Below are 25,139 nucleotides of genomic sequence, written 5' to 3'. Positions count from 1 at the left end.
TACACAGCAAAATGCCTCCATTAATTATGCGTAGGTGAGCGGCGTGGAACCGCTCAACCGCTTGACTGCTTCTGCGCCGTGCTTTTCGTCGACGCATTGTGCTTCCGTTGCTTACCTATGCATCCCGCGTCTACCCGCTGTCCCCGCAGTCGTTCAGCCAAGGCTGCCAGTAACGTCGTCGAACAGTTCGTCAACCGAGAGTCGGTGCGGAATGATCTTCTGATCGAGCGCCCAATCGATCGCCAACTGGATCCCCTTGCGGTTCGCTTCGAGTCCGATCGGCGGGAAGATAGCCGGCACACCGCCTTCGGTGAGCGCACGGCTTTCGACGATCATCCGGTACAGTTCGCGAACCACCTCCGGGTGCTTCTTCGAAATGTCGGCGTGCACCACAAACATGTGATTGATCGGCACAACGCCCTCACGCGCAAACCAGCCTTTGGCCGCGGCTTGTGCGTCCGGCACCAGCGTGCGCACACGCGGGTCTTTCGGCATGTCCTCGCCAAGCAACGCCGCGCTTAATTCACCGTCGAGCATCATCTGCGGAATCGACGAGCCAGCGGGCAGGCGCTCGCAGTTGTTCGGATCGCGATACTCAGTGAGATGCCCGTCACCGAGCGTCATCCACGTCACCTTGTCGAGATCGACACCATATTCGTGGCGCAGAATACCGCGAATCCAGAGCGCTGTTGTCTGGGTATAGGTGCGTACACCGACTTTCTTGCCTTCGATATCTTTCGGCTTCAACTCGCCGAAGTCGATGTTGTAGCCGGCGCAATGATGCTGGAAGCGTCCCGAGATCGGCGTCGGCAGCAAGACATAGGGCTTGCCATACGCCTTGGCCTGCAGGAAGGTGACGATGGCCAGTTCGCCCGCGTCGAACTTGTTCTCGCGAACCATCGCCTTGAAGCCGTTATGGGCCGGCGTTGGTCCGCAATAGTCGAGGTTGACGAGGTCCGACTTCACACGGCCGTCTTTCATTGCCTTCGTTACCGGATAATCGGCCAGATTGGTGCGCAGCGTCGGCACGTCGGTCCGCGTCGTTGTCATTGATGTCTCTCCTTACGCTTGAATAGATTTACAGCCTGACCTCGATGAGGCAGGGGCCAGCCTCGTTCACCGAGTCAGCCATGGCCTTGTAGAAGGCCTCGGCCGTATCGACTGCGACAGCCGGAACGCCCATGCTTTTTGCCATCGCCAGCCAGTCGATGCGGGGACGATCGATATCGATCATCGCCAATGCACGCGCACCGGGTGCGCCGGCGCCCATGTTGGTGTACTCGGCCTTGAGGATGGCGTAGCTGTTGTTGGCAAAGATGATCGTTGTGATGTTCAGGCCTTCGCGCGCCTGGGTCCACAGCGACTGGATGGTGTACATCGCGCTGCCATCGCCGACCATGCAGAACACGCGCCGCTCAGGGCAGGCGAGCGCGGCGCCGGTGGCAACCGGAGTGCCATAGCCGATCGAGCCGCCCATGTTATTGATCAGGTCATGAGGCGCAGAGCCAACAGTCAGGCCCATCGTCTCGCGGCCAGTGGTGAGCGATTCGTCGACGAGGACGCAGTTTTCCGGCAGCGCCGCGGCGAGCGCCTGGGCAATCGTCGCTGGAGTCAATGCGCCGGTCGGCGGTGGGGCGTCGGAACGTGACTGAAAAGCCGCTGCCGTATTCGTTGCGCCAAACGCTTCAACCAGCATCTCAAGACCAGCAGCACCGTCCTCGCCAATTTCCACCAGCGAGTGAACGCTGGTGGCGGGCGATTTAAGCAAACTCGGTTTGTCAGGATAGCTGAAGAAAGCTATCGGCTCGGTCGTCTCGACCGTGACGATGTGCTTGAATTCCTTCAAATACTCAACAGCCAGTCCAACCGCATAAGGAATGCGTTCGAGCGTAACGCGCCCTGCTCCGCGTTCGATTCGCGAACTGAAGAATTGCGTCGCGATGCGACAGCCGGTCGCCGCCTTGATTTTGCCCGCCAGCTCGATTGCGCGTCCGCGTGTCGACCCACCAGCCAGGACGATGAGTGTCGGTTCGCCCAAACGCAGCACCTTCGCAATGTGCTCGATACGCGCGGCGTCCGGTATTTTCGCCTTGGCAACCGCGCGCGGCGGCTTGACCTGTTCGCCCGCATCCTGCCAAGAGGTATCGCCAGGCAGAATGAGCGTTGCGATTTGCCCCGGGTGTCCGCTTGCCTTGCTCACCGCCGTCGCAACGTCCCAGGCCACCGCTTGCGGCGACTCGACACGGCGCACCCAGTGACTCAACGGCCGCGCGAGGCCCTCGATATCAGACGTCAGCGGCGGATCGTACTTCAGGTGCGAAGCCGAGTGCTCTCCCACGATGTTGACCATACCCGACGATGCGCGTTTCGCATTGTGGATATTGGCCAGACCATTCGCGAGGCCCGGTCCGAGATGCAGCAGCGTAGAGGCCGGCGTCTCTTTCATCCGGTAATAGCCATCCGCAGCGCCGGTGCACACGCCCTCAAACAGACAAAGGACGCTGCGCATACGCGGGTTCTCAAGCGCCTTCAGAAAGTGCATCTCCGAGGTGCCCGGGTTTGCGAAGCAGATGTCGACGCCCTGATCGGTGAGCGTCTGAACCAGGCTTTCGGCTCCGTTCATTGTTTAGTACCCCGCCATCTCGCGCGCCATGCCGACCACGCCGTAGCTCTTCAGCGGAGCCGAGATCAGGAAGCGATAGCCTTCTTCGAGCAGGCGCTTATGGTTCTTCGCATTGACGTGCGGATTGCCAACCACGACGTTGTGCTTGTGGCACGTCTCGACGATCTGGCGCATTGCGTCGACCACGACCGGATGCTCGTAATCGCGCGGATGGCCCAGCTGCTGGCTAAGATCGCCCTCGCCGATCAGGATGAAACCGATACCCGGCACGTTCGCGAGAATGTCGTCGAGGTTTTCAATCGCCTCGGTGCTTTCACACATGAGGCCGACCAGAATTTCGCCTTCCGGGGCCAACGGCCACACGTCGGCCTTCCTGTAGTAATCCGCCATGCTCAAACCCCAGTAGCGCGCCGCGTTAGCCGGGCCGTCGCCGCGGATGCCCTTTGGCTCATACAGCGGTGCACCCTTGGGTCGCGCATATCGGCACGATGCCACGGCGTTATAGGCCTGCTCCACGGTCGACACATGCGGCCATACCACGCCATAAGCGCCACGATCGAGCACCTGCTTGGCGAACGACTGGTTCATCTCCGCACCGTTGGCCGGAATACGCGCAATCGGGGTGACACGCGGCGCAACCGAGCCAGACTCGGCGATCTGCTTGCGGCTCAGCATGTATTGCAACGCATCACCCAGCGCCGATACGTCGTAGGGGTTGTGCTCCATCTCGAAGATGAGGCCGTCGTACGGCGCGTCGCTCATCTCGATGGCGTTCTGCTTGTCCAGTTTTGAAAACGCGGCGAAAGCGGGCTTGCCGGATTCGAAGGCGCGAATGATGCTGTTCAGACGGGTATCGCTCATGGTGTTTCTCTCTCGTTGATTGGGTACCTAAGTGACTGCACTGAGTGGTTGCATCCAGCCAGATCAGTCAGCCGCTTTCCAGTACATGAATCCCATACCCTCACCCGTACCGGCTGGTGTGCGCCAGCAGGGCACGTAGTCCACCAGCGTCATCTCTGCGCCCGTTTCCTGCACCGCTTTCATCACGCTGACGTAGAGTTTGATTTCCGAAGTGCCCGACTGGTACGAGCGGTTATCTACCGCAGCGAGGCCGTCGTAGTCGTAACCGGCCAGCATCTTCATGATGTTGTGATCGAATTCCTCGTCATTGACGAAGTGCGACAGGCCACCCGAAGCAAAAATGCCGACCCGTACATCCTCAGGCCACGCCGTAATTGCATCGCGCAGTACCCGGCCAAATTCGATGCAGCGCGACATGGACGGCTGCGTTGGCGGATAGAAGCAATTCATGATGATCGGCACGTGCGGCGGCGGGTTATCTCCCATGATCTGGTGATACACGAAGCTGTACGCATGCGGCACCACCGGATATTCGGGCAACGGCTTCATCCACACGTTGTCCGGCCATGCAAAGAGATCGGTCAGATCGAAACCTTCGCCCTGGAAGTGTTCAATCAGATAGGCGGCCAGCTTCGGATGACACTTGTGCGTGACGTGATGATCCGGAGCGTAGACGGCGCGCTGCGGCGGACCGTTGTGCACTTCTTCGCCACTGTAGATGGCGATCGAAGGGGAGAAGTCCGTGAAGATCTCCTTCTGGTCCTTGCCCAGGATGATCGCGACATCGATATTGGCGTCGCGATAAGCAGCAGCCATCTCGTCAAGCGCGCTACGGCAGCGTGCGGCGCGCGCAGTACGTTCCTCAAGCGTCAGGAATTTCTCGAACGCTGCTCCGCGGTGCGCTTCCAGCTCAGGATAAGTCCAGGTCTGATTGCGAAACCACAATTCCGGATTGTTGCGGTCGCGTTCCCCGTTCTTGAGCCAGTCCTCCGGCGCCTGACCCAGCATGCCGCTATGCGGCACCGCCATCCCGAATACAATCTTCGCCATTTAGGATTTCTCAGTAAATTAATGTGTTCAACAAAGCCGGCTATTTCTGCTGTTGCGGCCGCACCTTGATTTCTAGGCTCGCCGCAGCGATCCGTGCGCTTCGGTTACCTTGGGCGCCCACTCGGGACGAAACAGAGTCGCCGTGGCCAACGCGCCGATCAGCAGGAAGACCAGGATCACCAGCATCGGCAGGTCATAACTTCCGCTGACATGGAGAAGCCAGCCCGACAAGCTTGCCGCTACACCGCCCGCGAGACTGGTAGCGACCTGTTGCACGCCAGTCACCAGGCCGATTGCCTGCCTGGGAATCAAGGTCAGGCGCGACAAGACAAGGTTGTTCGCAGTGGCGAGTCCAAGCAGCGATAGCGAGAGCACATTCCAGAAAAGCGCCATATTCAGCGTGTGCGCATAGGCGCCAAGCAGCACCGTGCATCCGCCGCCGAAGCCCGCAATGGTGAACGCCTTGCGCACCCGAATCGGGTTGCCGCCACGGGCGATGATCCGGTCCGCTGCCCACCCCGCGACTGCCGCGACAATCGCAATCCCGGCGAAGCTAAAGAATGTGAAGAGTCCGGAGCGCGAAATCGACAGGCTGCGTTGCTCGACCAGATAAGCAGGCATCCACGTCATGCAATAAAACGTGAAGTAGCCGTAGCAAAAATTGGTGATCATGCCGCCCCACACGACTGGGCTGGCCAGAATGCTGCTAAGGCCAACCGTGCGCGCACTGCGATTCGCCACGGTCAGTTCTGCTTTCGATGGCAGGTCGTTGCGGACCATCAACAACCACGGAGCCAGCCATAGCAGGCCAACCAGACCGGTCGCTATAAACATGACCTGCCAGGAATAGTTGACGAGGAACCACGCGCCGACCGGCGCACCGAGTGCGGGACCGAACTTGTTTCCCATCGCCAGAATGCCTACCGCAAGACCGTTCTGGCTCTCACCGAAGTTGTTGCGAATCCAGCGGTAGCTCGCAGGAATCACTATGGCCTCGGCCATGCCAATGATCAGACGCATGACCACCAGACTCGCGAGCGCCGTCACCGCACCCATCAACGCGGTGGCGAGGCACCACAGCGCGAAGCTGACCGCGTACGGCCATTTCACGCCGTAGCGGTCGGCGACCCAGCCCATCGGCACCTGAAACACACCATACGACCAGAAGAAGGCCGAGTTGATCCAGCCGCGATCGACATCGGTCAGCGCAAAATGTTGAACGAAGCCTGCGTCCGCCAGCGTGGAAGAAATGCTGGTGCGATCGACAAAAGAAATCAGAACACCGATCGCAAGGAGCGCGAGTATGGCCCAGCGATTCGCGGTCCCGGGGCGTGCAGGTTTGCTTGTCTCCATCTGCTTGTTTCTCTTTAGTGTGATTGGTTCTGCGTGCGCACTAACCGATCTGGCCTTGAACATCACGGGTAGCCCGCACAGATGCGAAGCAGCCTCAGGCCAGGGCCGGATACAGTTGCTGCGCAGTCCTGCCGAAGATCCACGCACGATCTTCGTCGCTCAGGCACGCCAGACCCGCCTGGGCCTTCGCGAGGATTTCCGGCAGCGTGCCCGTCGAAGTCGGATAATTCGAGCCCCAAGCCATCCGCTTTGCGCCGAAGGCTTCCACCACACGCGGGAAGAACGTTTCGGCGCTGGCCTTCTCCTTCTTCACGTCGCCAAAGATGCGCGGCGTGAGCTTCAGGTAGATGTTCGAAAGCGGCGCAAGGTCGAACAGGCTTTGCGCTGCCGCATAGGGTGCGCCGTCGGCAACCTCCGGTCGTCCCAGGTGATCGAGGACGATCGCGACGTTCGGGAAGCGCTTCGCCATCGCCGTGACTTGCGGCAGGCCGATCGGGCCGGTCTGGATGCACATCGGCAAGCCCAGGTCACCGCACAGCTCCCATGCGGGAAATGAGCGCGGATCGTCGAGCTCGCTCGGGTCGAACTCCTTGGTGCTGCCGCCGGTAAAGAGACGCAGACCCGCGAGACCGCGCCCGACCCATTCCCGGATGCGCCCCGGTGCGTCCGGTTGCAAGACGTCAACGGAGCCGATGGCCACCAGGCGGTCCGCATACTTCGCGCAACCGTCTACAACGTAGCTGTTATCGAAACCGTAAGTGGTAGAAGAATGCACCACAGCAGCCTTGGCGACGCCGGCTTCGTCCATGGCCGCGATCAAGGTTTCAACGGTCGTGGGACGTTCCTGCGACCAGTCCGAGCGCTTGCCGAACAGCGGCGCAGGCGGATAGCGGGTTTCGTCGTCGGAAATGATGTGTGGGTGAATATCAACAATGGAAGTCATGATTGCCTCTGTACTCTGCTCATTGCATACGGCTCGCGCCGGTGTCACTTGCCGCGCGCTTTAAGGCGTGCATCGAGACGCGGATAAACGCGACGCGCATTGCCTTCGAAGATCTTGTAGCGGTCCTCGTCCGACAGCGCCGTGCAAGCGTCGATGTAGCGCTTGGTGTCGTCGAAGTACTGATCGGTTGCCGGATCCTTGCCACGCACTGCGCCGATCATTTCCGAACCGAACAGCACGTTGTCGGCGGGAATCACCTTGGTCAGCAACTCGACACCGGGCTTGTGATACACGCATGAGTCGAAGAAGATGTTGTGGAGCAGTCCTTCGAGTGGACGATCGCGCATCTCGAGCGACATGCCGCGATAACGGCCCCAGTGATACGGCACTGCGCCGCCGCCATGCGGAATCACCAGACGCAGCGTCGGGAAGTCCTTGAACAGATCGGATTGCAGGATCTGCATAAACACCGACGTATCCGCATTCAGGTAATGCGCGCCCGTGCCATGGAAGCACGGATTGCACGAAGCGGCCACGTGGATCATTGCGGGCACATCCAGATCGACGAGCGCTTCGTAAAGTGGGTACCACTCGCGATCGGTCATCGGCTTGCCGGTCCAGTAGCCGCCGGTCGGATCGGGATTCAGATTGCAGCCAACGAAGCCCAGTTGCTCGACGCAACGGCGCAACTCGGGAATCGAATTCGCGGGCGCAGCACCCGGCGATTGCGGCAACTGGCATACCGGCGCGAAGTTGTCCGGGTAGAGTTCGGTCACGCGATACACGAGGTCGTTCGATACCTCGGCCCACTCCAGACTGGTGCGCTCGTTGCCGAGATGGTGGCTCATCAAACCGGCGATCGGCGAAAACAGCGTCAGGTCGCTGCCGCGTTCGCGTTGCAGCTTGAGCTGGCCATTGCCGATCGCTTCGCGAATCTCGTCGTCGCTGACAAAAGCGCCGTCACGCGACGGGGCGTTGGCCGGGTTGTTGGCAAACTCGACCTGCCTGGCGCGCCAGGCGCGAAATGATGCGGGTACGGTTGTGAAGTGACCGTGGCAATCGATGATCATGTTTTTTCCGTTCGGGTCTTGAGGTCAACGAGCCAGCGGGTCCACAAACAGTTCGTTGATGGACATGCGGCGTGGCGTGAGACCTTGCTTGAACGCGGTGGCCTCCAGCGTTTCGATCGTCTTGAGGTTTTCTTGCAGACCGTACGGCAGCGGATCGTGTCCGACGATCTTGCGCAGTTGAAGGTACTTCTTGTCGCTGGCGCTCGTGGCGTCGCCCGAGTCGAGTCGCGCCAGCCATTCCTTTTTCGCCTGAGCGAAAGCGTCGTAAATCGACCTGGCGATCCACGGATTCTCGGCAAGCACCGAGTCCTTGACGACGATCGTGCCGTGCATCGGATAAACCCCCGTGCGAGCGTAGTACTCGGTCTCGAGCTCGGTCGCATTGGGCAGCAGATCCGGGTAGTCAGCCTCGACTTCCTTCCATCCACCCGTGGGGGCACCGGTGCGGCCGATACCCGCGGCGGCGGCAAAACCCGCCGACAATTCACCCGAAGCCATCATTTCCGCCAGCGAGCTGCCCGCAGGAGCATGGATCACATTCGACGGCAACTTGAGCTGCGTGACATGCTCTTCGTCGTCGACCACCCAGGTCACCTTGGATGAATCGAGGCCGAATTCATCGATCAGCACCTGACGCGTCCACACGCCGGTCGTGACCGAGTAGGCGCGTACGCCGACCTTCTTTCCTTCCAGGTCCATGGGGGTGTTGATCCCTGCATCGGGTCGTACTAGCAGCCCGCCATGGTGAAAGCGCCGCACCACAAAGATCGGCAAGCCGACAAACGGCGCGCCATAGGCACGAGCGATGATGTAAGTAGTCGGCGCCAGTTCGCAGACGTCGAATTCGACGTCGCGCACCATGCGGCGGAAAGCGCCAATTTGCGGCTGAACGGTGATGAACTCGGCGTCCACGCCCTCAATGGGAATGGATCCGTTACGGATGGCCGACGTGTGCGGGTGCTCAGCGATAGCGATCTTGAGCGGGACTTTTCTGGTCAACTTCCTCTCCAATGTTTCGGCCGGAGTTGGCGCTTCAGCGCTTGGTCCGGTCCCATGCAAAGACATTTGCGGATTGATCGTCGCAGACAGCTGAATGAAGGCTCCAGCGCCGGACGGATCGTCTCGATGGGGTGAGAATATGGGAGGATGAGCCCCGCGTCCCTACACAAAAATCAGATTCAATGGCACTTTTGTTGATGGGCCGAGGAAGGCGGGACGCGCGCGCCGTGGGCTTGTGCGCCCCACCCGGGTATGGCGAAGGTCAGCGGAGACGGTGCCGCTTGCGGGCTATTTCACAAGACGGTCGGCGGTTGATGGAACACTGTGATTACCGTAAGCCTACGGCGCATCGAATCCAATGCCGCGCAGGAATATCTCAAGCCGCTTCTTGATGTCCTGCGTTCTGCGCGCCCTGTCCACCGCCTGCAACAACCGTCTGCGAGGCAGAAGCGCACCGAAGACGATGTCCATCAGCATGCCTGCACACAGCAGCGGATCCGCGATCGTCATCCGTCCGCGCTCAGCCTCCCGTTGCAGCCATTCGATCAACTTTTCGCGCGAACGAATGATCTTATGTTCGTACAGGTAGTCAGATAGTTCCGGAAACTGCACGGACTCCCGAACGATCAGGTTAAGAATCGCCTCCCGCGCACGTTCGGCTTCGTCGTCGATGTCCAGACGGAAAATTTTGATCAGCGTTTCGAGGATCGGCAAGGTCTCATCCTGAGGCCTCGGCAGATCGAGGATCAGATGCTGGTTCGCGCCGACAACGGCCGCAAACAGTTCGGTCTTGTCACGGAAGACCTCGTAGATGGAGCGCTTTGACACTTTGGCCCTCGTCGCAACGACGGCCGTCGTCGTTCGTGCGAACCCCAGTTCGACGAAGGCCTCATGCGCTGCCGTCACGATGGACTGGCGCCGCTGCGTCTCCCCGATCACCTTCGGCCGCCCGCGTCTCGCAGACGGTTTCTCTTTGGTGATTTCCACTTCCTTCTCCTGCCTTTCCATTGAAACAACCGTGTCGTTTATATATGGTACTCTGATAGTACCGAAATGTCGTTCGAACTAGCAAGGAGAGTAAGCATGGCACAGGTCACCGTTCCTCAAGCAACCGGACCGAGTCCCATCCGGGATCCTCGCGTCCTTGAAGTCATTGCGCGTATGAACGCTTCGCGCCGTTTCCCGCCACGCGAGGCCTTCGACGGTCCGGTCGGCAAGGACCCCGAAGCGTTCGCGGATTATGGGTTTTCCATCCACCCCGACCAGGGCGATCTGATCTACCTGCTGTGCAGAGGCCTCGGCGCAAAGCGGGTGGTGGACTTCGCCACGTCAATCGGCATGTCCGCTATCTATTTTGCGGCAGCCGTGCGCGATAACGGTGGCGGCCTCGTCATCGGTTCGGAGTTTGTTCCGGCGAAGGTGGAAGTCGCGCGTCGCAATCTCGACGATGCGGGGTTGGCCGAATACGCCGATATCCGCGTCGGCGACGCACGCGAGACGCTGCGCGACCTCGGCGGACCGATCGACTTCGCGCTGATCGATGGCTGGCCTGTTGCCGAAGGCCCTTCGCTCGCCCGTCAGGTCGTCGAACTCGTCGCACCGCAGTTGCGGGTCGGCGGTTATATCCTGAACGATAACGCCGAGCCGGATTTCCTCGACTATATCCGCGACCCGAAGAACGGTTTCATCTCCATCACGCTGCCGATCAAGCGCGGCACGGAACTCGCGTTGAAGGTCGAGTGAGCGATCGTCGGCAGGCTGGGGTGTATGCAGCGCATAGGGTGTTGAAGGAGCATGAAGTTGCAAACACGTAGAGACTTTCTGATCATGACTGCAGGTGTGGGAGTGATTCTCGCAGTCAGCGTACCGGCTGTTGCAAGCAACAGCGCGCCGCATGCGAGGCGCGCTACGGCGATCACGCAGGTTTTCGGCGACGGTATTCGTCTAAGCGCAGTTGCGGTGGAATATGACACACCGGTCAAGGGTGCGGACCTGTCCGCTGCGGACTTCCGCGTCGAAGGCCGAACCGTTACAGGCGTGTTCACCAGCACGAGCGCCGATCCGGCAGACCGTGTAGAGACCGGCCGTTTCGCTATCGTGACTCTTTCGCCCGACGACACAAATGCCACCCTCGCCGAGAAGGTTCAAGGAGAAGGCGTTATGCCACCACCGATTGGCGGCAGCGGTGGCGGTCCCGGTGGTGGCGGTCCAGGAAAGGCCGGCGATATCCCGCACTACGACACCGTTTACAAGCGCGCCGAGGCATCGATCATGATGTCAGGCGGGCGCTCGCTGGCAACGACAAAGGTCAAGAACCTGATCGTCGACGACTTCCATCAAAGGGAATTCCACGACCCGAACACCGGCAAGATGCTCCGGTACAACCTGTTTGTGCCGAAGGACTATGACGCGAGCAAATCCTATCCGCTGGTGCTCTTCATGCACGATGCAGGCGCAACTAGCGACGTCACGCGTACCACGCTGTTCCAAGGACTGGGTGCCGTCTCGTGGGCAAGCCCCGAGGATCAGGCCACGCGTCCTTGTTTCGTGCTGGCGCCGCAGTTTGCCGAAATCATCGCCGACGACGATTCGCGTACGTCCAGCATGCTCGACACCACCATCGATCTCATCAAGTCGTTGGCGAGTCAGTACAGCATCGATCGCAAGCGGCTCTACACCACCGGCCAGTCGGGTGGTTGCATGATGTCCATCGCGATGGATATCAAGTACCCCGAATTCTTTGCTGCCTCGTTCCTCGTTGCCGGCCAATGGGATCCCGCGCGCGTGAAGCCGATGGCCCGACAGAAGCTTTGGATTCTGGTCTCACAGGACGACGACAAAGCGTACCCGGGGCAAAACGCCATCACTGAGGAACTGAAGAAGAACGGCGCCAGGATTAGCCGCGCGGTGTGGGATGGAACGTGGACGGCTCAGGAATTTCAGGCCGCTTTTGAAAAGATCGACGCCGAAGGTAGCTCAATCAATTACGTGACGTTCCGCAAAGGCACCGTCATTCCGCCGGGCGAGTCGTCGGCAGGGGCCAGCGGACATCGAAACACCTGGCGTATCGCATACACGATTGAGCCGATTCGTGAATGGATTTTTCGACAGCAGCGCTGAAGCTCACGCAGCCCGCCTGTAGCCGTTCATCGCCGGACGCTCGGCCACTGGAGGAAACACATTCCACGAACCGTCGTCATGACGAAAGAAGACGATCGAGAGTACACCTCCGGGACGCGATGTCTCGACGCACACCACACACCCACGACGCGAACCCGCACGACAAAGACGGGTGACGCGTGCCGGCATCGTGGGGGTGGGTGCGAGCCACTTATCGACGATCCAACGCAAAGACTTTTCGGCGGCATACATGTCATTCTCCTTCGAAGCTTGAGGCCCTACAGCCCGTCGTTCGCAACCCTAAGTTCTGTGAACGGAACGGTCATCAGGCGACACGGGCGCCCGAATAGGCACCCTTCAATTCGGCTGCGACGAGGGCCTTGAAAAGGCTCGCCAATACATGCAGCCCCGCACGCGGATGCGTGAGGCAAGTCTCGACCTGCTGGCTGCGACTCTCGCCGGACAGGCACCACGCACAAAAGTGCTCGCAATTGTTCGTCAACAGGCGATAGCGGTTTTCGCCCAGGCGCGAACGGGCCCGCAAAACGGCCTCCGCGCCCATGTATTGCGCACAGGGATGAAGGCGGATTGCAATCGCGCTACCGGCGGCAAAACGGTCCAGCGTGACTTCGACGACGGGCCCGCGGCAGTGGCCGGCGGCAAACCCCGCGTAGTGAACGACCTTGCCTGCGCCTGCGTAGATGCCGTGGTGTTCGTAGCCACCACGGCTCGTCACGAGATGCGCGCCAAGCGGTATGTCGCATTCGTCAACGAACGGAAGGTCCGACGAGGCGCCAGCCGCGCTACGCATTACGCGTTGCCGTTCGCTACGGACGTCTTGTTGTTTGCTGTTCATGGCTCGCCTCTGTGTTTCCGGGTTCCCGCAAGCGACGCTTGCACACATATCCAACACTGTTGCAAGCTCTCTTGCATCAACCGGACCAGAGCATTCAAGCCATTGATTTCCCTACGGAATCGGAGAATTTTCGAAAGTGACCGAGGTTACTATGTCAGCGTCTGGCCAACACTCGTCGTGCCGAACTGTTGGAGGCTGCCCGCCATATCAGGAGCCCGAAGCATTCCACAGCGTCCGCCCGATGTGTTGGGTCGCCGACACAGCTGCATCCACCGGTGTTGGCGAGGCCCCCACATTTCGCTGTGCCGCGCGCTCCGCACCACGCGAGGACTAACGAACAATTCCCGCGCAATCAAAGGCTTACCGGCATGCGCACAAAGCGCCGCAAAGCTAGCACGTTACTTGCACCGTATCGGTCATCTGCCCCATGAACCGCGGTCGCGAGTCGGCGACCACTCCGGAGACTCGACATGGCTTCCATTACGATCCACGACCTTCCAGACAGCTTCGCGCTTGACCACAAGGCAATGGCGATGATCCGCGGCGGAGACGGCGCCCCGTGGCTATACGGCTGGATACAGCCGTTCACGCCAAGTACGCCGAGCGCCGGCCCGGTTGTCGCCAACCTGTACCAGACCACCAACAACTTCTATGCTGGACAGATGATCAACCAGTTCCAGTCAATCAATGTCAACAACACCGGAACGGGTGCGAACATCAATGCTTCTCCCGACGAACGCAGCACGAACCATGCGGCGTAAATACCGTGACGTGTACCAGTCAATTCAGATGGGTATCGGCGGCCCGCTCGGATGTGGGCCGGGTCCGCGAACACAATGAGGACGCCTGCCTGCAGCAGCCGGAGCGCGCCTGCTGGGCAGTCGCCGATGGCATGGGAGGCCATGCCGTCGGCGACCTCGCGAGCGGCTTGATCGTCGACGCGCTAAGCCGTCTGTCTGCGCCCGATACGATTGCCCGCTACCTCGCGGACGCGCGCAAACGCCTGCTGACGGTCAATCAACGGCTGAGGCAGGAAGCCGCAAGACGGCAGGTATCCGTGATCGGCAGTACAGTCGTTGCGCTGTTCGCATGCGATAGCTACTGCGGCTATCTGTGGGCGGGCGACAGCCGGCTGTATCTGTACCGCGATGGCCATTTGCGGCAACTGACCCGGGATCATAGCCAGATTGAGGAGCTCAAGGCGCTTGGACTTCTCACTGAGGAAGAAGCGGTCAATCATCCGGCCCAGCACGTGATCACCCGCGCGGTGGGCGCCACCGATCAGCTCGAATTCGACACCAACACGCTGGCCGTAGCCGACGGTGACATGTTCCTGCTGTGCAGCGATGGGTTAAGTAACGAATTGAGTGCGCAGCAGATGCAGGCCGCGTTGATCGCGGCCGATTGCGACGCTGCCTGCGAGGCCTTGATTGCAGCTGCCCTTACGCGCGGCGGCCGCGACAACATCACCGCTGTCGTGGTCCGTGCCGAAGACCCCTCCGCCGCCGACAAAACCCTCCTGAATCCCACACCCTAGCGTGCAACCTTGAGGCCGTTGCTGCTCAACTGCTGCCCGGCTCCTTGTCATGCGTCTGGCCGTTGCGATGACGGAAGTCTTTTGAATGCAGTCCGTGCTTCTTGAGCAGCATTTGCAGATGAGAGCGGTTCATGTCGACGCGCCGCGCCAGTTCGGCAACGGTGCCGCCCACTTCCTGAAGACCGCGTTCGAGGAATACTTTCTCCGCCTCGTCGCTGGCTGCACGTTTGGCATCACCGAGCGACATCAGATTCGGCACCACGCTTACGGCGGATGCGGAGGGCGACGCTGAACTGGGTCGTACATCCACTGGCAGATGCTCGACATCCGCCGTATCGCCTGCGAGGCACGAGATCCGGTAGATGACGTTGCGCAGTTCGCGAATATTGCCGGGATAGGGATAGGTCAGCAGGAAATCGCGCAACCGTGGTGTCATTCGAACTGGACGGCGCTTCAGGATGCCGGCCGCTTCGTCGCTGAAGTACGCAAGCAGCAGCGGGATCTCGTCGCGCCGTTCGCGCAGGGGCGGCAAGGTGATGTGTATCACGCTGAGCCGGTAAAACAGGTCCTCGCGAAATTTGCCTTCTTCGCTCAGGCGCCGCAGGTTGCGGTTGGTCGCCGCGACAATGCGCGTGTCGACCGCAATCGTCTCGTCCGAACCCACGCGTTGGATTTCATGCGCTTCCAGCACGCGCAACAGCTTGACCTGGCCCGCCAGCGGCAACTCGCCAATCTCGTCGAGAAAAATCGTCCCCGTGTGCGCGCTTTCGAACTTGCCCTTCCGGTCGCTCGACGCACCTGTAAACGCCCCTTTCCGATGACCAAACAGTTCGGACTCCAGCAGGTTCTCGGGAATCGCACCGCAATTGACCGAGATAAACGGCTTGTCCGCACGGCTGCCGTTTGCGTGAATCACCTTCGCCATCAGTTCCTTGCCGGTACCGCTCTCGCCGTCGATCAACACGGGTAACTCAGTGGGTGCCGCCTTCTCCGCGATTTCGAGCGCTTCGAGCAGTTGTGGATTGTCGCCGAATGTCCCCTCGAAAATGAAGCTGCGCGCCAGCAACGCCTCGCGCCGTGCGCCGCGCGACAGTTCAACGCGCGCGGGCTCCGCCACGGCCTGCACGAAGCGCTCCTTGTGCGACAGCTGCATCACCTCGTCACGCAGTACGCTCGCCTGCCGGAGCACTTTTTCGATGTCGGCGCGCTCGAGCCTGGATGCCCAGCGCAACATCGAACGCAGGATTTCGATCTTCTCGATCAAGCCGGCGTAAGAGATGGCGGGACTCGGGTCTTCGGTCTGGTCAAGTATCTTCATCCGGCACTCAACTGTTTCTGTACGAGCTGGTAGTACATCCCCTTGCGCTGAACCAGTTCCTCGTGACGCCCCTGCTCGGCGATAGCGCCTTCGTACAGCACGAGAATCTTGTCGGCGCGCATGATCGTACTCAGGCGGTGCGCGATGATGACCGCGGTACGCCCTTTCAGAATGTCGTGCATATTGCCGAGAATATTGCTTTCGGACTGCGTATCGAGCGCCGAGGTGGCTTCGTCGAACACTAGCAGTTTCGGGTCGTGGTAAAGCGCCCGCGCAATGCACAAGCGCTGGATCTGGCCGCCCGACAGTCCGATACCGCGCTCGCCCACCACCTGTTCGTAGCCGAGCGGCATCTTGCTGATGAACGCGTGCGCGTCCGCCATCTTTGCGACCTCCTCGATGCGGCGCCGGTCTGGCGCATCGTCGCCGCTCGCGATGTTGTCTGCGATCGTCCCGGAAAACAGCAGATTGGTCTGCATAACATAGCCGATCTGCCCGCGATAACACACCTTGTCGATCACGTTGAGGTCGTAGCCGTCGACCGTCATCTTGCCCTCGTTGGGGCCGTAAAAACCGACCAGCAGCTTGGCGAGCGTCGTCTTGCCCGAGCCGCTGCGGCCGACGATCGCCACGAGCTCGCCCGGCTTGATATCGAAGCTGATGTTCTCGAGCACGTATTCGTTTTCGCTGCCACCGTAGCGGAAATACACACCGCTCAGGCTGATTTCGCCCTGGAGATCAGGCAGGATCACACGCGCGGCCAGATCTTCAGGCTTCTGTTCGGGCTCGATATCGAGCACATCGCCTAGCCGTTCCATGGCGACGCCCGCGTCGTTGAGCATGCTCCACAGGCTGACCAGGCCCATCAATGGGCCTAGCACACTGCCCATGAACGCATTGAAGGCGATCAACTGACCGATGGTCAGTTCACGAGCGAGCACGAGATTCGCACCTACCCACAGGATCGCGATGGTCGTTGCCGCGTTCAGCAACTGGCTGCCAAGGCCCACCAGAATGTTGAACGCCTGCGACCGGTACTGCACTTCGAGTGCCTTCGCGTATTTCTTTTCCCACCTGAGACGAACCGGACGCTCCATACCCATGCCCTTGATCGTCTCGACGCCGGCGAGCGCTTCCATCAGGAATGCTTTGGAATCCGTCGATGCGGCGAATACTTCGCGCGCGTAACGTTTGATCTTCGGCGTGGCGAGCGCGGTCAGCGCAACGATGGGAATGACGAAGCCAATCAGAACCAGCGTCATCTTCACGTTGTAGACAAACATGATCGTAAAGTAGATGAACACCATCAGCAGATTCAGCGCGGTCGTCACCGTCGATTCGGTCAGGAACGCGCGAATGGTCTGGTTCTCCTGAAAGCGCGCGAAGATGTCGCCGGTCTTGCGGCTGGCGAAGAAGGAAAACGGCAGCGACATCGTATGCTTGAAGAACTGCGACATCATCGCGAAGTCCATGTTGCGCACCATGAAATTCGCCAGATAGGCGCGCACCGTCGCCATGAGTTGTGAAAACACACTGGAGACGATCAGCCCTACGATCAGCAGTTCAAGCAGGCTGACGTTCTGGTGTACGACGACACCGTCGAGAATGTTCTGGATGATGAGAGGCGGAATTACGCCGAGCACCTGGATCACGAAGGTCGCCAGAAAGAGATGCGCGAGAATTTTCCGGTACGGAGTCAGGTACCCGACAAAGCGGATCCACGGCGAACGTGACGCCGCCATCTGCACCAGGTTGGGTCCGGGCGTAAACAGCAGACAGGTGCCGCTCCAGCCGCGCTCGAAGTCTTCCACACTCAGCTTCCTGAAGCCGAGCGCCGGGTCGGCTATCCACACCCATTCCTTCGAGGTTCCGTACACGACAATGTAGTGATACCCCTCCCAATGCACGATGAAGGGCAGCTCGAAGCTACGTAGCGACTCATAGATGCACTGAACGCCCCGTGTGGTAAATCCTAGCGATTCGCCAGCCCGTGCCAGACTGTCCAGTGTCGCGCCCATGGTCGTCACATTGGCCAGATCGCGCAGCTTGCCGAGCGTCATCGAGATGCCGTAGTGCCTGCAGATCATCGCAAGACAGGCCGCGCCGCAATCCATCTCCTCGGCCTGCTCGACCAGCGGAAAACGCCGGATCACCTTTTCGCCGGACTCCGGTTTCGTATGAAGGTCGAGCACCACGGGGTGCTTGCGTCGCTGCTCGACGCGCTTTTGTCTTTCCAGCTCCCGTTCCGCAAAGCGGATCCGTTCTTCGAGCGCTTCGCGCAGCTTCGGGTTGCGCTCCAGAATGAAGTGCACCGTTTTCTCGGGGATGACGAGAAGCCGGGTCTCGGTGTTGGCAATGACCGAGACCATCTGCTCCTGGCGCAGCAAACAGGCCTTCTCACCGAAGATCTCGCCTTGCCGAAGCGTCGCCAGCACGTAATCGCGGCCCTCTTCGTGCCGCACAAGGCGCACCTCGCCCTGACGGACCACATAGAGCCGGCGGTCTTCCCGCGCGCCCTGCTTGAGGATCTCCTTGTCCGCGCCCATCCGTTTCGCACCGACGCTACGCACACATTCTTCGAGTTCGGCCTTGTTCAGTTTGCTGCGTAAGTCGAACAGTTGCGTGACAAATCCGCCGGCTGAGCTGATTGCGACGTAGCTCGTCACGAACGCCAACGCGTCCGGGTTGGCGGCGATCACAGGCTCGATGGCGATACGCGGAATAAACAGCAGTTCAGTCTTCGCCGATGCACGCACCGACGACTCGTGCAGATAGTCGCGCAGCATCGCGATGTCCGCAAAAATCTCGCCGGTCTTGCGTACTCCCATGCTGATCTCTTTACCCCGTTCCTCGGTAAAGATGCGCACCGAGCCGGACTTGATCACAAACAGTCCGTCCGCGGGTTCGCCGGCATTGCATACGGTTTCGCCGAACGCGAAATGCCGGGACTCGGCGTGCGCGGCCAGCCGTTCGAGTTCGTCCCGCGAAAATGGCGAGAGAATCTCGACCGTCGAGAGGAAGTCGACCGCGGGCGAAGCTGTCTGTGGTGCATCCATATGCTTGCGAACCTCGACCTTGCCAGCGCAGGGCCTAACGCACTTCGATCACGTGTTCCTGGGCGCGCGCCATCAGCCACTCTTCGCGCAGCAGGCGCTGGATTTCAGCCTCGACATCCTCGTCGAGCGTTGCGGGATGTTTCGCCGTCACCGCGAAAATCTCGTAGCAGGAGCCGTCAGGCGACGCAAATGGCCCCAGTAGGTCACCCGCTTCGGCATTGAAAATCTTCGCTTCGATCTCGGGCTTCAGCGAGCCGCGCAGCACTTTGCCGATTACGCCGCCGCGCTCTCGCGTCTCGGCAATCGAGTGTTCGCGCGCCATCTCGGCGAAGCTGTCGGGATCGTCGCGCAGCACTGAGATCATTTCGCGCGCTTTGCCCTCGCTGTCCAGCACGACATGGCTGACTTCGATCGCGTCGAACCTTGGCGAATTCAATGAGAAGTACTCTTCCACTGCGACCCGGTCTCCGATCGTGGCGAGCATCTTCTCCTGGTAGAGGCCGTCGGTGATGAAGCGCTCGAACTCGTCGAGACTCACCCCAAGCGCGTCGAGGTAGTGATTCATGTCGGTCGCTCGATGCAGGCCGCGTACCCGGCGAAACTGATCGGCACGCTGCTGTATTTCGTCCTCGGATAGCCGGACGCCCTGCTTTCTCGCCGCGTGGACGGTCAGCTTCTCTCGCACGACGCCTTCAATCAGGCTCTCGAACTGTCCGGTCAGTTTCAGTAGACGTATGAACTCGGCGACGTCCACGACTTCGTCATCGATTCGCACTATCGCGGTCATCTCATCCGCTCCTTGAAGAAAGGGCCTGCGTGCCGCACATGCGTCATCCGGCCAGTTGCCTGAACGGGTCGAGGCCGAGATCGATCAGACGCCGCTCGCGCACGACGATTTCGGCATTGGCGGTCATGCCGTAACGCAACGCGTATCGGCTGCCTGCTACCTGGTAGTAGTTCTGTTCGAGTGCAACCCGCCCTTCGTAGACCGGTTGTTTATCCTGTGCGGAAGGTTTCGTCGCCGGCGAGATGTACTCCAGGGTGCCGTTGATCAACCCATAGCGCTGATACGGAAACGCATTGAACTTCAGCTTGACGGACTGACCCTCATGCAGAAAGGCCCTATCGCGTTCGGCAATCTCAACCTTCAGCACCGGCCTTGCATCCTGCGGTGCGATCGCGCCGAGCGGCGTGTTGGCCTGTACCTTGTCGCCGGGTTGCGTCGAGGTCACATCCGTGACGACGCCAGAGACCGGCGCGACGATCAAAAGAAAGTTGTCCTTGTCGATATTCTCGAAGCGAATCCGCGCGGCTGCGTCCGCCACGAGACGGGCACTCTGCAGTTCCAGCCGCACCTTGTCCTCGGCCGTGGCGATATCGCGTACCGCGGAATCGTATTGAATCTGCAGGTCGGTGGCTTGCTCGCCGCTCGTGGCGAGTTGTGCATTGGCCTGTGCATATTCGTGGCTCAACTGGAAGTCCAGCTCGGAGAGTTTCGATTGCGCCACACGGTAGGCGTTTTCCGCCTCCTGATAGGCGTTTTTCTTCGCTTCGACCTGGAGTTCCGCGACACCGCCACCACCCGGCTGCGCAAACAGGCGCACATATTTATCCTGTTCGTCGCGTGCCGCATCGCGTGCGTGCCGCGCGTTGTCGAGATTGCTGCGCGCCTCTTCGAGCAGCGCCCGCTGCCCTTCGGCGAGCTTGGTCGTCCCCTCCGACATGCGGTTCTGGTGCAGATTGGACTCCACTTCCATCTGTTCCTTCAATGCCGCAGCCTTGCGCTCCATCAGCGCCTTCTTCTCGGGAAATTCGCGCCACTCGCGCTCGGCTTCCTCGAGTTTGAGTTGTGCCTGCAGGGCGTTGCTCGCCGCCTCGATCGCACCACGGGCGTTCAGGCGCGCCAGCACGTCCCCCTTCGAGACCGGTTGACCTTCAGCCACATAGAGGTCCGCGAGTTCGCCGTCGATGGGCGCGTAGAAGCGGCGTACCTCCGACTCGGGCGCAAGCGTGCCTTGCGCATTCACGATCACGTCGGCGCGCCCGAAAAACGACCAGAGCAGACCGGCGATCACGAGCCCGACCATGAGGAGCACGAGCGCGCGTGCCAACCGCACCGGCTCGGCGGTCAGGATCGCGATGCCTTCGGCGCTGTGATCTTCCAGCGCCTCGGCAAGCGGTTTAAGGTGAATTTCCCGCTTCACTGCCGGTGCCTCCGATCAGGGCGAGCTTTGCGCGCAACAGATCCGGGTCCAGTACCATGCGCAACTCCTGCAGCGAACGGCGCTGCAATTCCACCTCGGCGTTGATGGCGGCGAGCAGGCTGTCCCAGTCGCCGGAATGATCGGCGCGCAACTGCGTATAGATGCGCATTCCTTGTTGAGCCACCGACTGTGCTTCAGATAGCGTTCTGGCCTGGTTACGAAACTGTGCGGAGATGCCTGACTCGAGCCGCTGGGTACCCCCGATCGCACCGTTCTCACGATATTGACGCCACAGGGCCTGCGCATGCGTGAGCCCGTCTTGCGCGCGGGCCAGCGCCTTGTCGCGGATCGAAGACACGTCGGTGCCGATTGCCTGCACGAACCAGGCGTCGTCGGTGGCGTCCAGCGCGCCGTAGAAGGTCAGCAGTTGCTGATCGTAGTCCTTCGTGCCGCGCGTTTTTTGCAGCGCACCGAATTGATCGAACACAGCCTGCTTGTGCGCCTGCTCCTGGGCGAGTACGTCGGACCATGGCGAAGGCGGCATCGACTGCAAGCCGGCGAGCGCCTGCCGCCCGTCGCCGCGCTGCCACGCCGCGGCGACGAGGTCGTGCTGACGTATCACCGCATCAGAAGGAAGCTGCGTCACGGCGAACGACCGGTACTGTTGCTGGAACGGCGGCGTCGCAAAGTGCGCGGATTTCATCAGCGCCAGCAGGGGACCGAGCTTGCGCGCACGCGCCTCGTCGGCGAGGGCGGCGTATCGCTGAAGATCCGCTCGCAGTGCATCAAGACCGGCAAGACGCGGGTATTTCTCGGCGTAGTTGCTAAACATCGCTCGCAGCGCGTCGAAGTTGCCTTGCGGCAACTCAGTGGCGATGGCCGCGTTCAGTCGTGCGATCGCCGGCAGATACACAGAGTTGTCGCGCTGCAGCGCACGCAGGTGACTCATCGCCAGCGCGTACGGCTCAGCGAATTCGGGCACGTATGACGAAATACGGTCCAGCGCGTGTTGATGTGCCTGCGGGTCGGCGTTCCAGCGCTCAAGGAGTTGGGTGATGCGGTCCTCATCCGCATTCATCCGGATAGGCGCTTGCGAGCCCCCTCTGCCTACGACGAACTGTTCCAGATCCCCCACCCATGCCAGTTCATCGACGAGCGGCCTCGCGTCGGGGTTGGGCCTGGCCTGGTCCTTTGCACCGGCGAGCGTCGCCGCCGCCTGATCGAAATTACCTCTGCGCAATGCCGAAAGCCATACGGGCACAGAGGCCTTCATCAGCGCTTCGCTTGCAAGAGCTTCCATCGGCGCATCGGCAGGATGACGCTCGAGATCCTTGTTCGCCAGCCTGACGGCATTGGAATAGTTGCCTTCCGCCAGCAGCGCCTTCACCTCGCGTTGCGACGCGCCTCTCATATAGAGCGTAATCGCCACGACCAGCAGCAGCACCAGGCCCGCGATTCCCCACGCCGCGCCGCGTCGGATTGCGGTGCGATCGCCGCCCGAGAACACGCGCATCCACTCGGCAGCGAACACGCGCCATTTGCGCGGGCTGTCCGCGGCTCGTGCGTCGTGATCCGCTGCGTGTGGAACGTGGGAGACCGCCTCGTTGACCTCATCCTCTCGCTGCGCGACCTGATCGACGCAAAAGATCTCGAGAAATGAATGTGCGGCGCCGACGAAGGTGGTCTTGTCGGTATCGAGCAGCTCACACTGGGTAGGGTCGGAAACGGATATCGCGGTCACGGTAGCCTCGAGGTCGGACGCCTTTTGCAATTGCACCTTGTAGACGAAGTGGTCCCCGCCGAATGCAAGGACATCGCCGTCATGTAGGGAAACTGCCGATGCCTCGAGCCGCTTTCCGGCGATGAAGGTACCGTTCGTACTGCCGAGATCCTCGATGCAGGGAACGCCAGCGTTCAGAAAAATGTGAGCGTGACGCCGCGATATGTAATTGACCTGATGCGGATAGCGCGTTTTGTAGCGTGAGAACAGTTCGTCGATCTTGCTGACGAGAAACGGGAAGGTGTGGACTTCGATAGGCTGAAGCCCAAGGTCGCCGCGCTCGGGAACGAGCGTGAGGGTGACGGGCTGTGCCGTATAGGCCTCGACCTGCGCACGTGATTGAATGCCCACGCGATAGCACAACGTACCGCCAAAGCAGACTTCGTCCCCGTCGCGCAGGCGGTGTGGCGTCTGCCGTACGCTTGTGCCGTTGACCGCCGTGCCGTTCTTGCTATCGAGATCGGCGACATAAGCGACACCGTGCTCGACGAAGACTCTGGCATGCCTGCGCGACAACGCAGAGATTAATTCGTCAGGATAGCCGGTAAAAGGAGACTCACCGCGGCCGACCGCAAACAGGCAATCGCCGATACGGATCGTCCCCAGCTCCGGGTTCGAGACAGGCGAAAGCACCACATCGAACTCGCGCTCGTGGGTCACCCTCAACTCTGCAATTGGAGCCTCGCCGGGATTCATTTGTCTTCATCACGAAGCGTTGATCCGCTGCCGCCACGAATGACTCAGCGAAAGGCCGGCGAAACCCGCGGCGCGAATGCTTTGGCGCGACGAACCGTCGGACGGGCGATGACAATCAAATTGTAAGACACGCATTGCGGGAGTCAATTATCCGTTTGTCCCTGGTGTTGCCTTTGCCTTGATGTTGTCTGCGTGCGCCTACGCTTTACCTCAGTATTCCCTTAGTTTTCCTTCACTTCAGCCTGCACATCGAGTGCGGGCCAGCCACCGCCAAGCGCCTTGTAGAGCAGCACGGTGTCCGAGAGAATCTGCTGATGATTGGCCAGCAGCGCGAGTTGCGCCTCGAGCAGCGTGCGCTCCGTCTCGAACACTTCAAGCTGCGACACCACGCCTTCCTTCAACTGCGCTTCGATCTGATCGGCAACGAGGCGCAACCGCGCTACTTCCTGTTGCAGTTCCACACGTTGCTTGCGATGCGAGTCTAGATTGACGAGCGCGTTCTCGACCTCTTCGAATGCACCCATCACCGTGCGGCGATACTGCTGCTCGGCAAGATCGCCTTGTGCCTTGCTCGTCTTCACGTGGGCGCGCACGCCGGGATCGAAAATCGGAAAGTCGATGCTGGGCATCAGGCCGTACGTAAACGCCTTCAGCAGGGAGGACAGCGCAAAGCTCGCGGTGCCGGCGTGCCCCGTCAGACTGATGGTGGGCAATTGGGCCAGCTTCGCCTGCCCGACGAGGTCGTAGGCTTCGAGCACACGGAATTCCGCAGCCACGATATCCGGCCGCCGCGCCAGTAACTGGGCGGGCAGTCCCGCGGGGACCGGAGGCAACTGGACGCGTTGCTGCAAGTGCCCGTCCGGCAGCTGGAATTCGCCCGCCGGCACGCCGACCAGCGTGGCAAGCGCATTGTTCGCGAGATCGCGCGAGCGGCGCAGTTCCAGCAACTCGTTCGTCAACCGGTTGATTTCGGCCTGTTGGCGCATAACGACGGTTTGAGGAATCAGGCCGCTGCGGCTTTGACCATCGTAGATCGTGAGTATCTGCCGGTTGGTAGCCAGCGTCTTCTCCTGCTGCGTAATCTGATCGTCGTACTGAAGAATCTGGAAATAGGTCACGGAGACGTTGGAAACCAGTTCCAGGTACCCCGCGCGCCAATCCGCTTCCGTCGCGTGAAATTCGGCTTTCTGTGCCTGCACGCCCTTCTCGACCTTGCCCCAGATGTCGATGTCCCAGTTGACCTGGGTCCCCAGCATGTACTGCTGCTGGAACGGCACGCCTGTGCTCTTCTGGAAGTTACCGCCAGCGCCTGCGTCCAGGGTAGGCAGGGCGCCCGCCTGCGCCTCGCCGATCTGGGCGCCCGCCACCTGAATACGTGCGGCAAGGATCTTGATGTCGAAATTGCCTGCTATCGCTTTCGCAATCAAAGTGTTCAGATACGGGTCCTGGAAGGTTTTCCACCAGTCGGGCTCGATGGTTGCGGCGGCGGATACGGCCACGCTCCCGTTCGACCACGATTCCTTCGCCGGCGTATCGGGGCGCTGATAGGCGGGCATGCTGACGTCGACGCAACCACATAGCAGTACTGCACACAGCGTCATGGCCCCCAGCACCCATAGCGCTGAGCTTCGATGCTCGACGTGCACACGGCTGCAGGTACTTTCTTGCGTCGC

The 25,139-nt window shown here is 60.6% G+C and carries 21 protein-coding genes; 4 read left to right on the top strand and 17 right to left on the bottom strand.

All coding sequences use genetic code 11. From position 1 onward, the window contains the following. Positions 1-153: 153 nt before the first annotated feature. The 9 genes from P3T17_RS10070 to P3T17_RS10030 form a co-directional block, all read right to left on the bottom strand. Positions 154-1,050 carry a phosphate ABC transporter substrate-binding protein gene (locus P3T17_RS10070; RefSeq protein ID WP_429406343.1) on the bottom strand — a complete coding sequence of 299 codons (897 nt, stop codon included), beginning with the start codon at positions 1,048-1,050 and terminating at the stop codon, positions 154-156. Positions 1,051-1,078: 28 nt separating this feature from the next. Next, entirely contained in the window at positions 1,079-2,623 is a 1,545-nt protein-coding gene (locus P3T17_RS10065; RefSeq protein WP_429406341.1) for an acetolactate synthase large subunit, read from the bottom strand. A gap of 3 nt (positions 2,624-2,626) precedes the next feature. Continuing rightward, the gene (locus P3T17_RS10060) at positions 2,627-3,484 is read right to left on the bottom strand and encodes an HpcH/HpaI aldolase family protein (RefSeq protein WP_429406339.1); all 858 of its coding nucleotides are present in this window, start codon (positions 3,482-3,484) and stop codon (positions 2,627-2,629) included. 63 nt (positions 3,485-3,547) lie between these two features. Then, entirely contained in the window at positions 3,548-4,534 is a 987-nt protein-coding gene (locus tag P3T17_RS10055; protein WP_429287193.1) for a protocatechuate 3,4-dioxygenase, read from the bottom strand. A gap of 72 nt (positions 4,535-4,606) precedes the next feature. Next, a complete protein-coding gene (locus P3T17_RS10050) occupies positions 4,607-5,887 on the bottom strand; it encodes an MFS transporter (RefSeq protein WP_429406337.1) in 1,281 nt (426 codons plus the stop codon). A gap of 94 nt (positions 5,888-5,981) precedes the next feature. Further along, entirely contained in the window at positions 5,982-6,830 is an 849-nt protein-coding gene (locus P3T17_RS10045) for an amidohydrolase family protein (RefSeq protein ID WP_429406335.1), read from the bottom strand. 44 nt (positions 6,831-6,874) lie between these two features. Further along, complete coding sequence (locus P3T17_RS10040) at positions 6,875-7,900, bottom strand: amidohydrolase family protein (RefSeq protein ID WP_074267214.1); 1,026 nt, start codon at positions 7,898-7,900, stop codon at positions 6,875-6,877. Positions 7,901-7,924: 24 nt separating this feature from the next. Continuing rightward, the gene (locus tag P3T17_RS10035; protein ID WP_429406333.1) at positions 7,925-8,899 is read right to left on the bottom strand and encodes an ABC transporter substrate-binding protein; all 975 of its coding nucleotides are present in this window, start codon (positions 8,897-8,899) and stop codon (positions 7,925-7,927) included. 339 nt (positions 8,900-9,238) lie between these two features. After that, positions 9,239-9,886: a TetR/AcrR family transcriptional regulator gene (locus P3T17_RS10030; RefSeq protein WP_429406332.1), complete on the bottom strand. Its 648-nt coding sequence runs from the start codon at positions 9,884-9,886 to the stop codon at positions 9,239-9,241. Positions 9,887-9,982: 96 nt separating this feature from the next. On the opposite strand from P3T17_RS10030, the gene P3T17_RS10025 reads away from it, so the two are divergent. Together P3T17_RS10025 and P3T17_RS10020 are read left to right on the top strand one after the other, a co-directional pair. Further along, a complete protein-coding gene (locus P3T17_RS10025; protein ID WP_429406330.1) occupies positions 9,983-10,642 on the top strand; it encodes an O-methyltransferase in 660 nt (219 codons plus the stop codon). 57 nt (positions 10,643-10,699) lie between these two features. Then, on the top strand, positions 10,700-12,019 hold the full coding sequence (locus P3T17_RS10020) for a peptidase (RefSeq protein ID WP_429406328.1): 1,320 nt from the start codon (positions 10,700-10,702) through the stop codon (positions 12,017-12,019). Between the two features lie 3 nt (positions 12,020-12,022). Here P3T17_RS10020 and P3T17_RS10015 read toward each other — a convergent pair whose 3' ends face one another. Further along, positions 12,023-12,271: a hypothetical protein gene (locus tag P3T17_RS10015; RefSeq protein WP_429406327.1), complete on the bottom strand. Its 249-nt coding sequence runs from the start codon at positions 12,269-12,271 to the stop codon at positions 12,023-12,025. Positions 12,272-12,344: 73 nt separating this feature from the next. Next, entirely contained in the window at positions 12,345-12,875 is a 531-nt protein-coding gene (locus P3T17_RS10010; RefSeq protein WP_429287202.1) for a lecithin retinol acyltransferase family protein, read from the bottom strand. A 470-nt stretch (positions 12,876-13,345) separates the two neighbouring features. Here P3T17_RS10010 and P3T17_RS10005 point away from each other — a divergent pair, with 470 nt between their 5' ends. After that, positions 13,346-13,636, top strand: a complete 291-nt coding sequence (locus P3T17_RS10005; RefSeq protein WP_074267208.1) for a hypothetical protein — start codon at positions 13,346-13,348, stop codon at positions 13,634-13,636. A gap of 5 nt (positions 13,637-13,641) precedes the next feature. Further along, positions 13,642-14,412, top strand: a complete 771-nt coding sequence (locus tag P3T17_RS10000; protein ID WP_074267207.1) for a PP2C family protein-serine/threonine phosphatase — start codon at positions 13,642-13,644, stop codon at positions 14,410-14,412. A 25-nt stretch (positions 14,413-14,437) separates the two neighbouring features. Here the strand turns inward: P3T17_RS10000 and P3T17_RS09995 are convergent, their stop codons facing one another. From P3T17_RS09995 to P3T17_RS09970, 6 genes are all read right to left on the bottom strand, one after another. Then, positions 14,438-15,730 (bottom strand): sigma-54 interaction domain-containing protein, encoded by a 1,293-nt coding sequence (locus tag P3T17_RS09995; RefSeq protein WP_429406325.1) that lies wholly within the window; start codon positions 15,728-15,730, stop codon positions 14,438-14,440. Further along, positions 15,727-18,786: a peptidase domain-containing ABC transporter gene (locus tag P3T17_RS09990; RefSeq protein WP_429406323.1), complete on the bottom strand. Its 3,060-nt coding sequence runs from the start codon at positions 18,784-18,786 to the stop codon at positions 15,727-15,729. The genes P3T17_RS09995 and P3T17_RS09990 overlap by 4 nt, the downstream gene beginning before the upstream one ends. A 34-nt stretch (positions 18,787-18,820) precedes the next feature. Next, positions 18,821-19,573, bottom strand: a complete 753-nt coding sequence (locus P3T17_RS09985) for a peptidylprolyl isomerase (RefSeq protein ID WP_429287204.1) — start codon at positions 19,571-19,573, stop codon at positions 18,821-18,823. Positions 19,574-19,616: 43 nt separating this feature from the next. Beyond that, positions 19,617-20,990, bottom strand: a complete 1,374-nt coding sequence (locus P3T17_RS09980; protein ID WP_074267203.1) for an HlyD family efflux transporter periplasmic adaptor subunit — start codon at positions 20,988-20,990, stop codon at positions 19,617-19,619. Beyond that, positions 20,968-23,466, bottom strand: coding sequence for an FHA domain-containing protein (locus P3T17_RS09975; protein ID WP_429406321.1), 2,499 nt, complete (start codon positions 23,464-23,466; stop codon positions 20,968-20,970). Before P3T17_RS09975 ends, P3T17_RS09980 begins: the two co-directional genes overlap by 23 nt. Positions 23,467-23,687: 221 nt before the next feature. Next, on the bottom strand, positions 23,688-25,067 hold the full coding sequence (locus P3T17_RS09970) for an efflux transporter outer membrane subunit (RefSeq protein ID WP_429406493.1): 1,380 nt from the start codon (positions 25,065-25,067) through the stop codon (positions 23,688-23,690). Positions 25,068-25,139 lie beyond the last annotated feature (72 nt).

The sequence above is a fragment of the Paraburkholderia sp. GAS82 genome, assembly GCF_050436285.1.
GTDB classification, from domain to species: Bacteria; Pseudomonadota; Gammaproteobacteria; order Burkholderiales; family Burkholderiaceae; genus Paraburkholderia; species Paraburkholderia phenazinium_B.
Note: the sequence above shows the minus strand (reverse complement) of the source record. Positions and strands in the feature narration are given on the sequence as shown.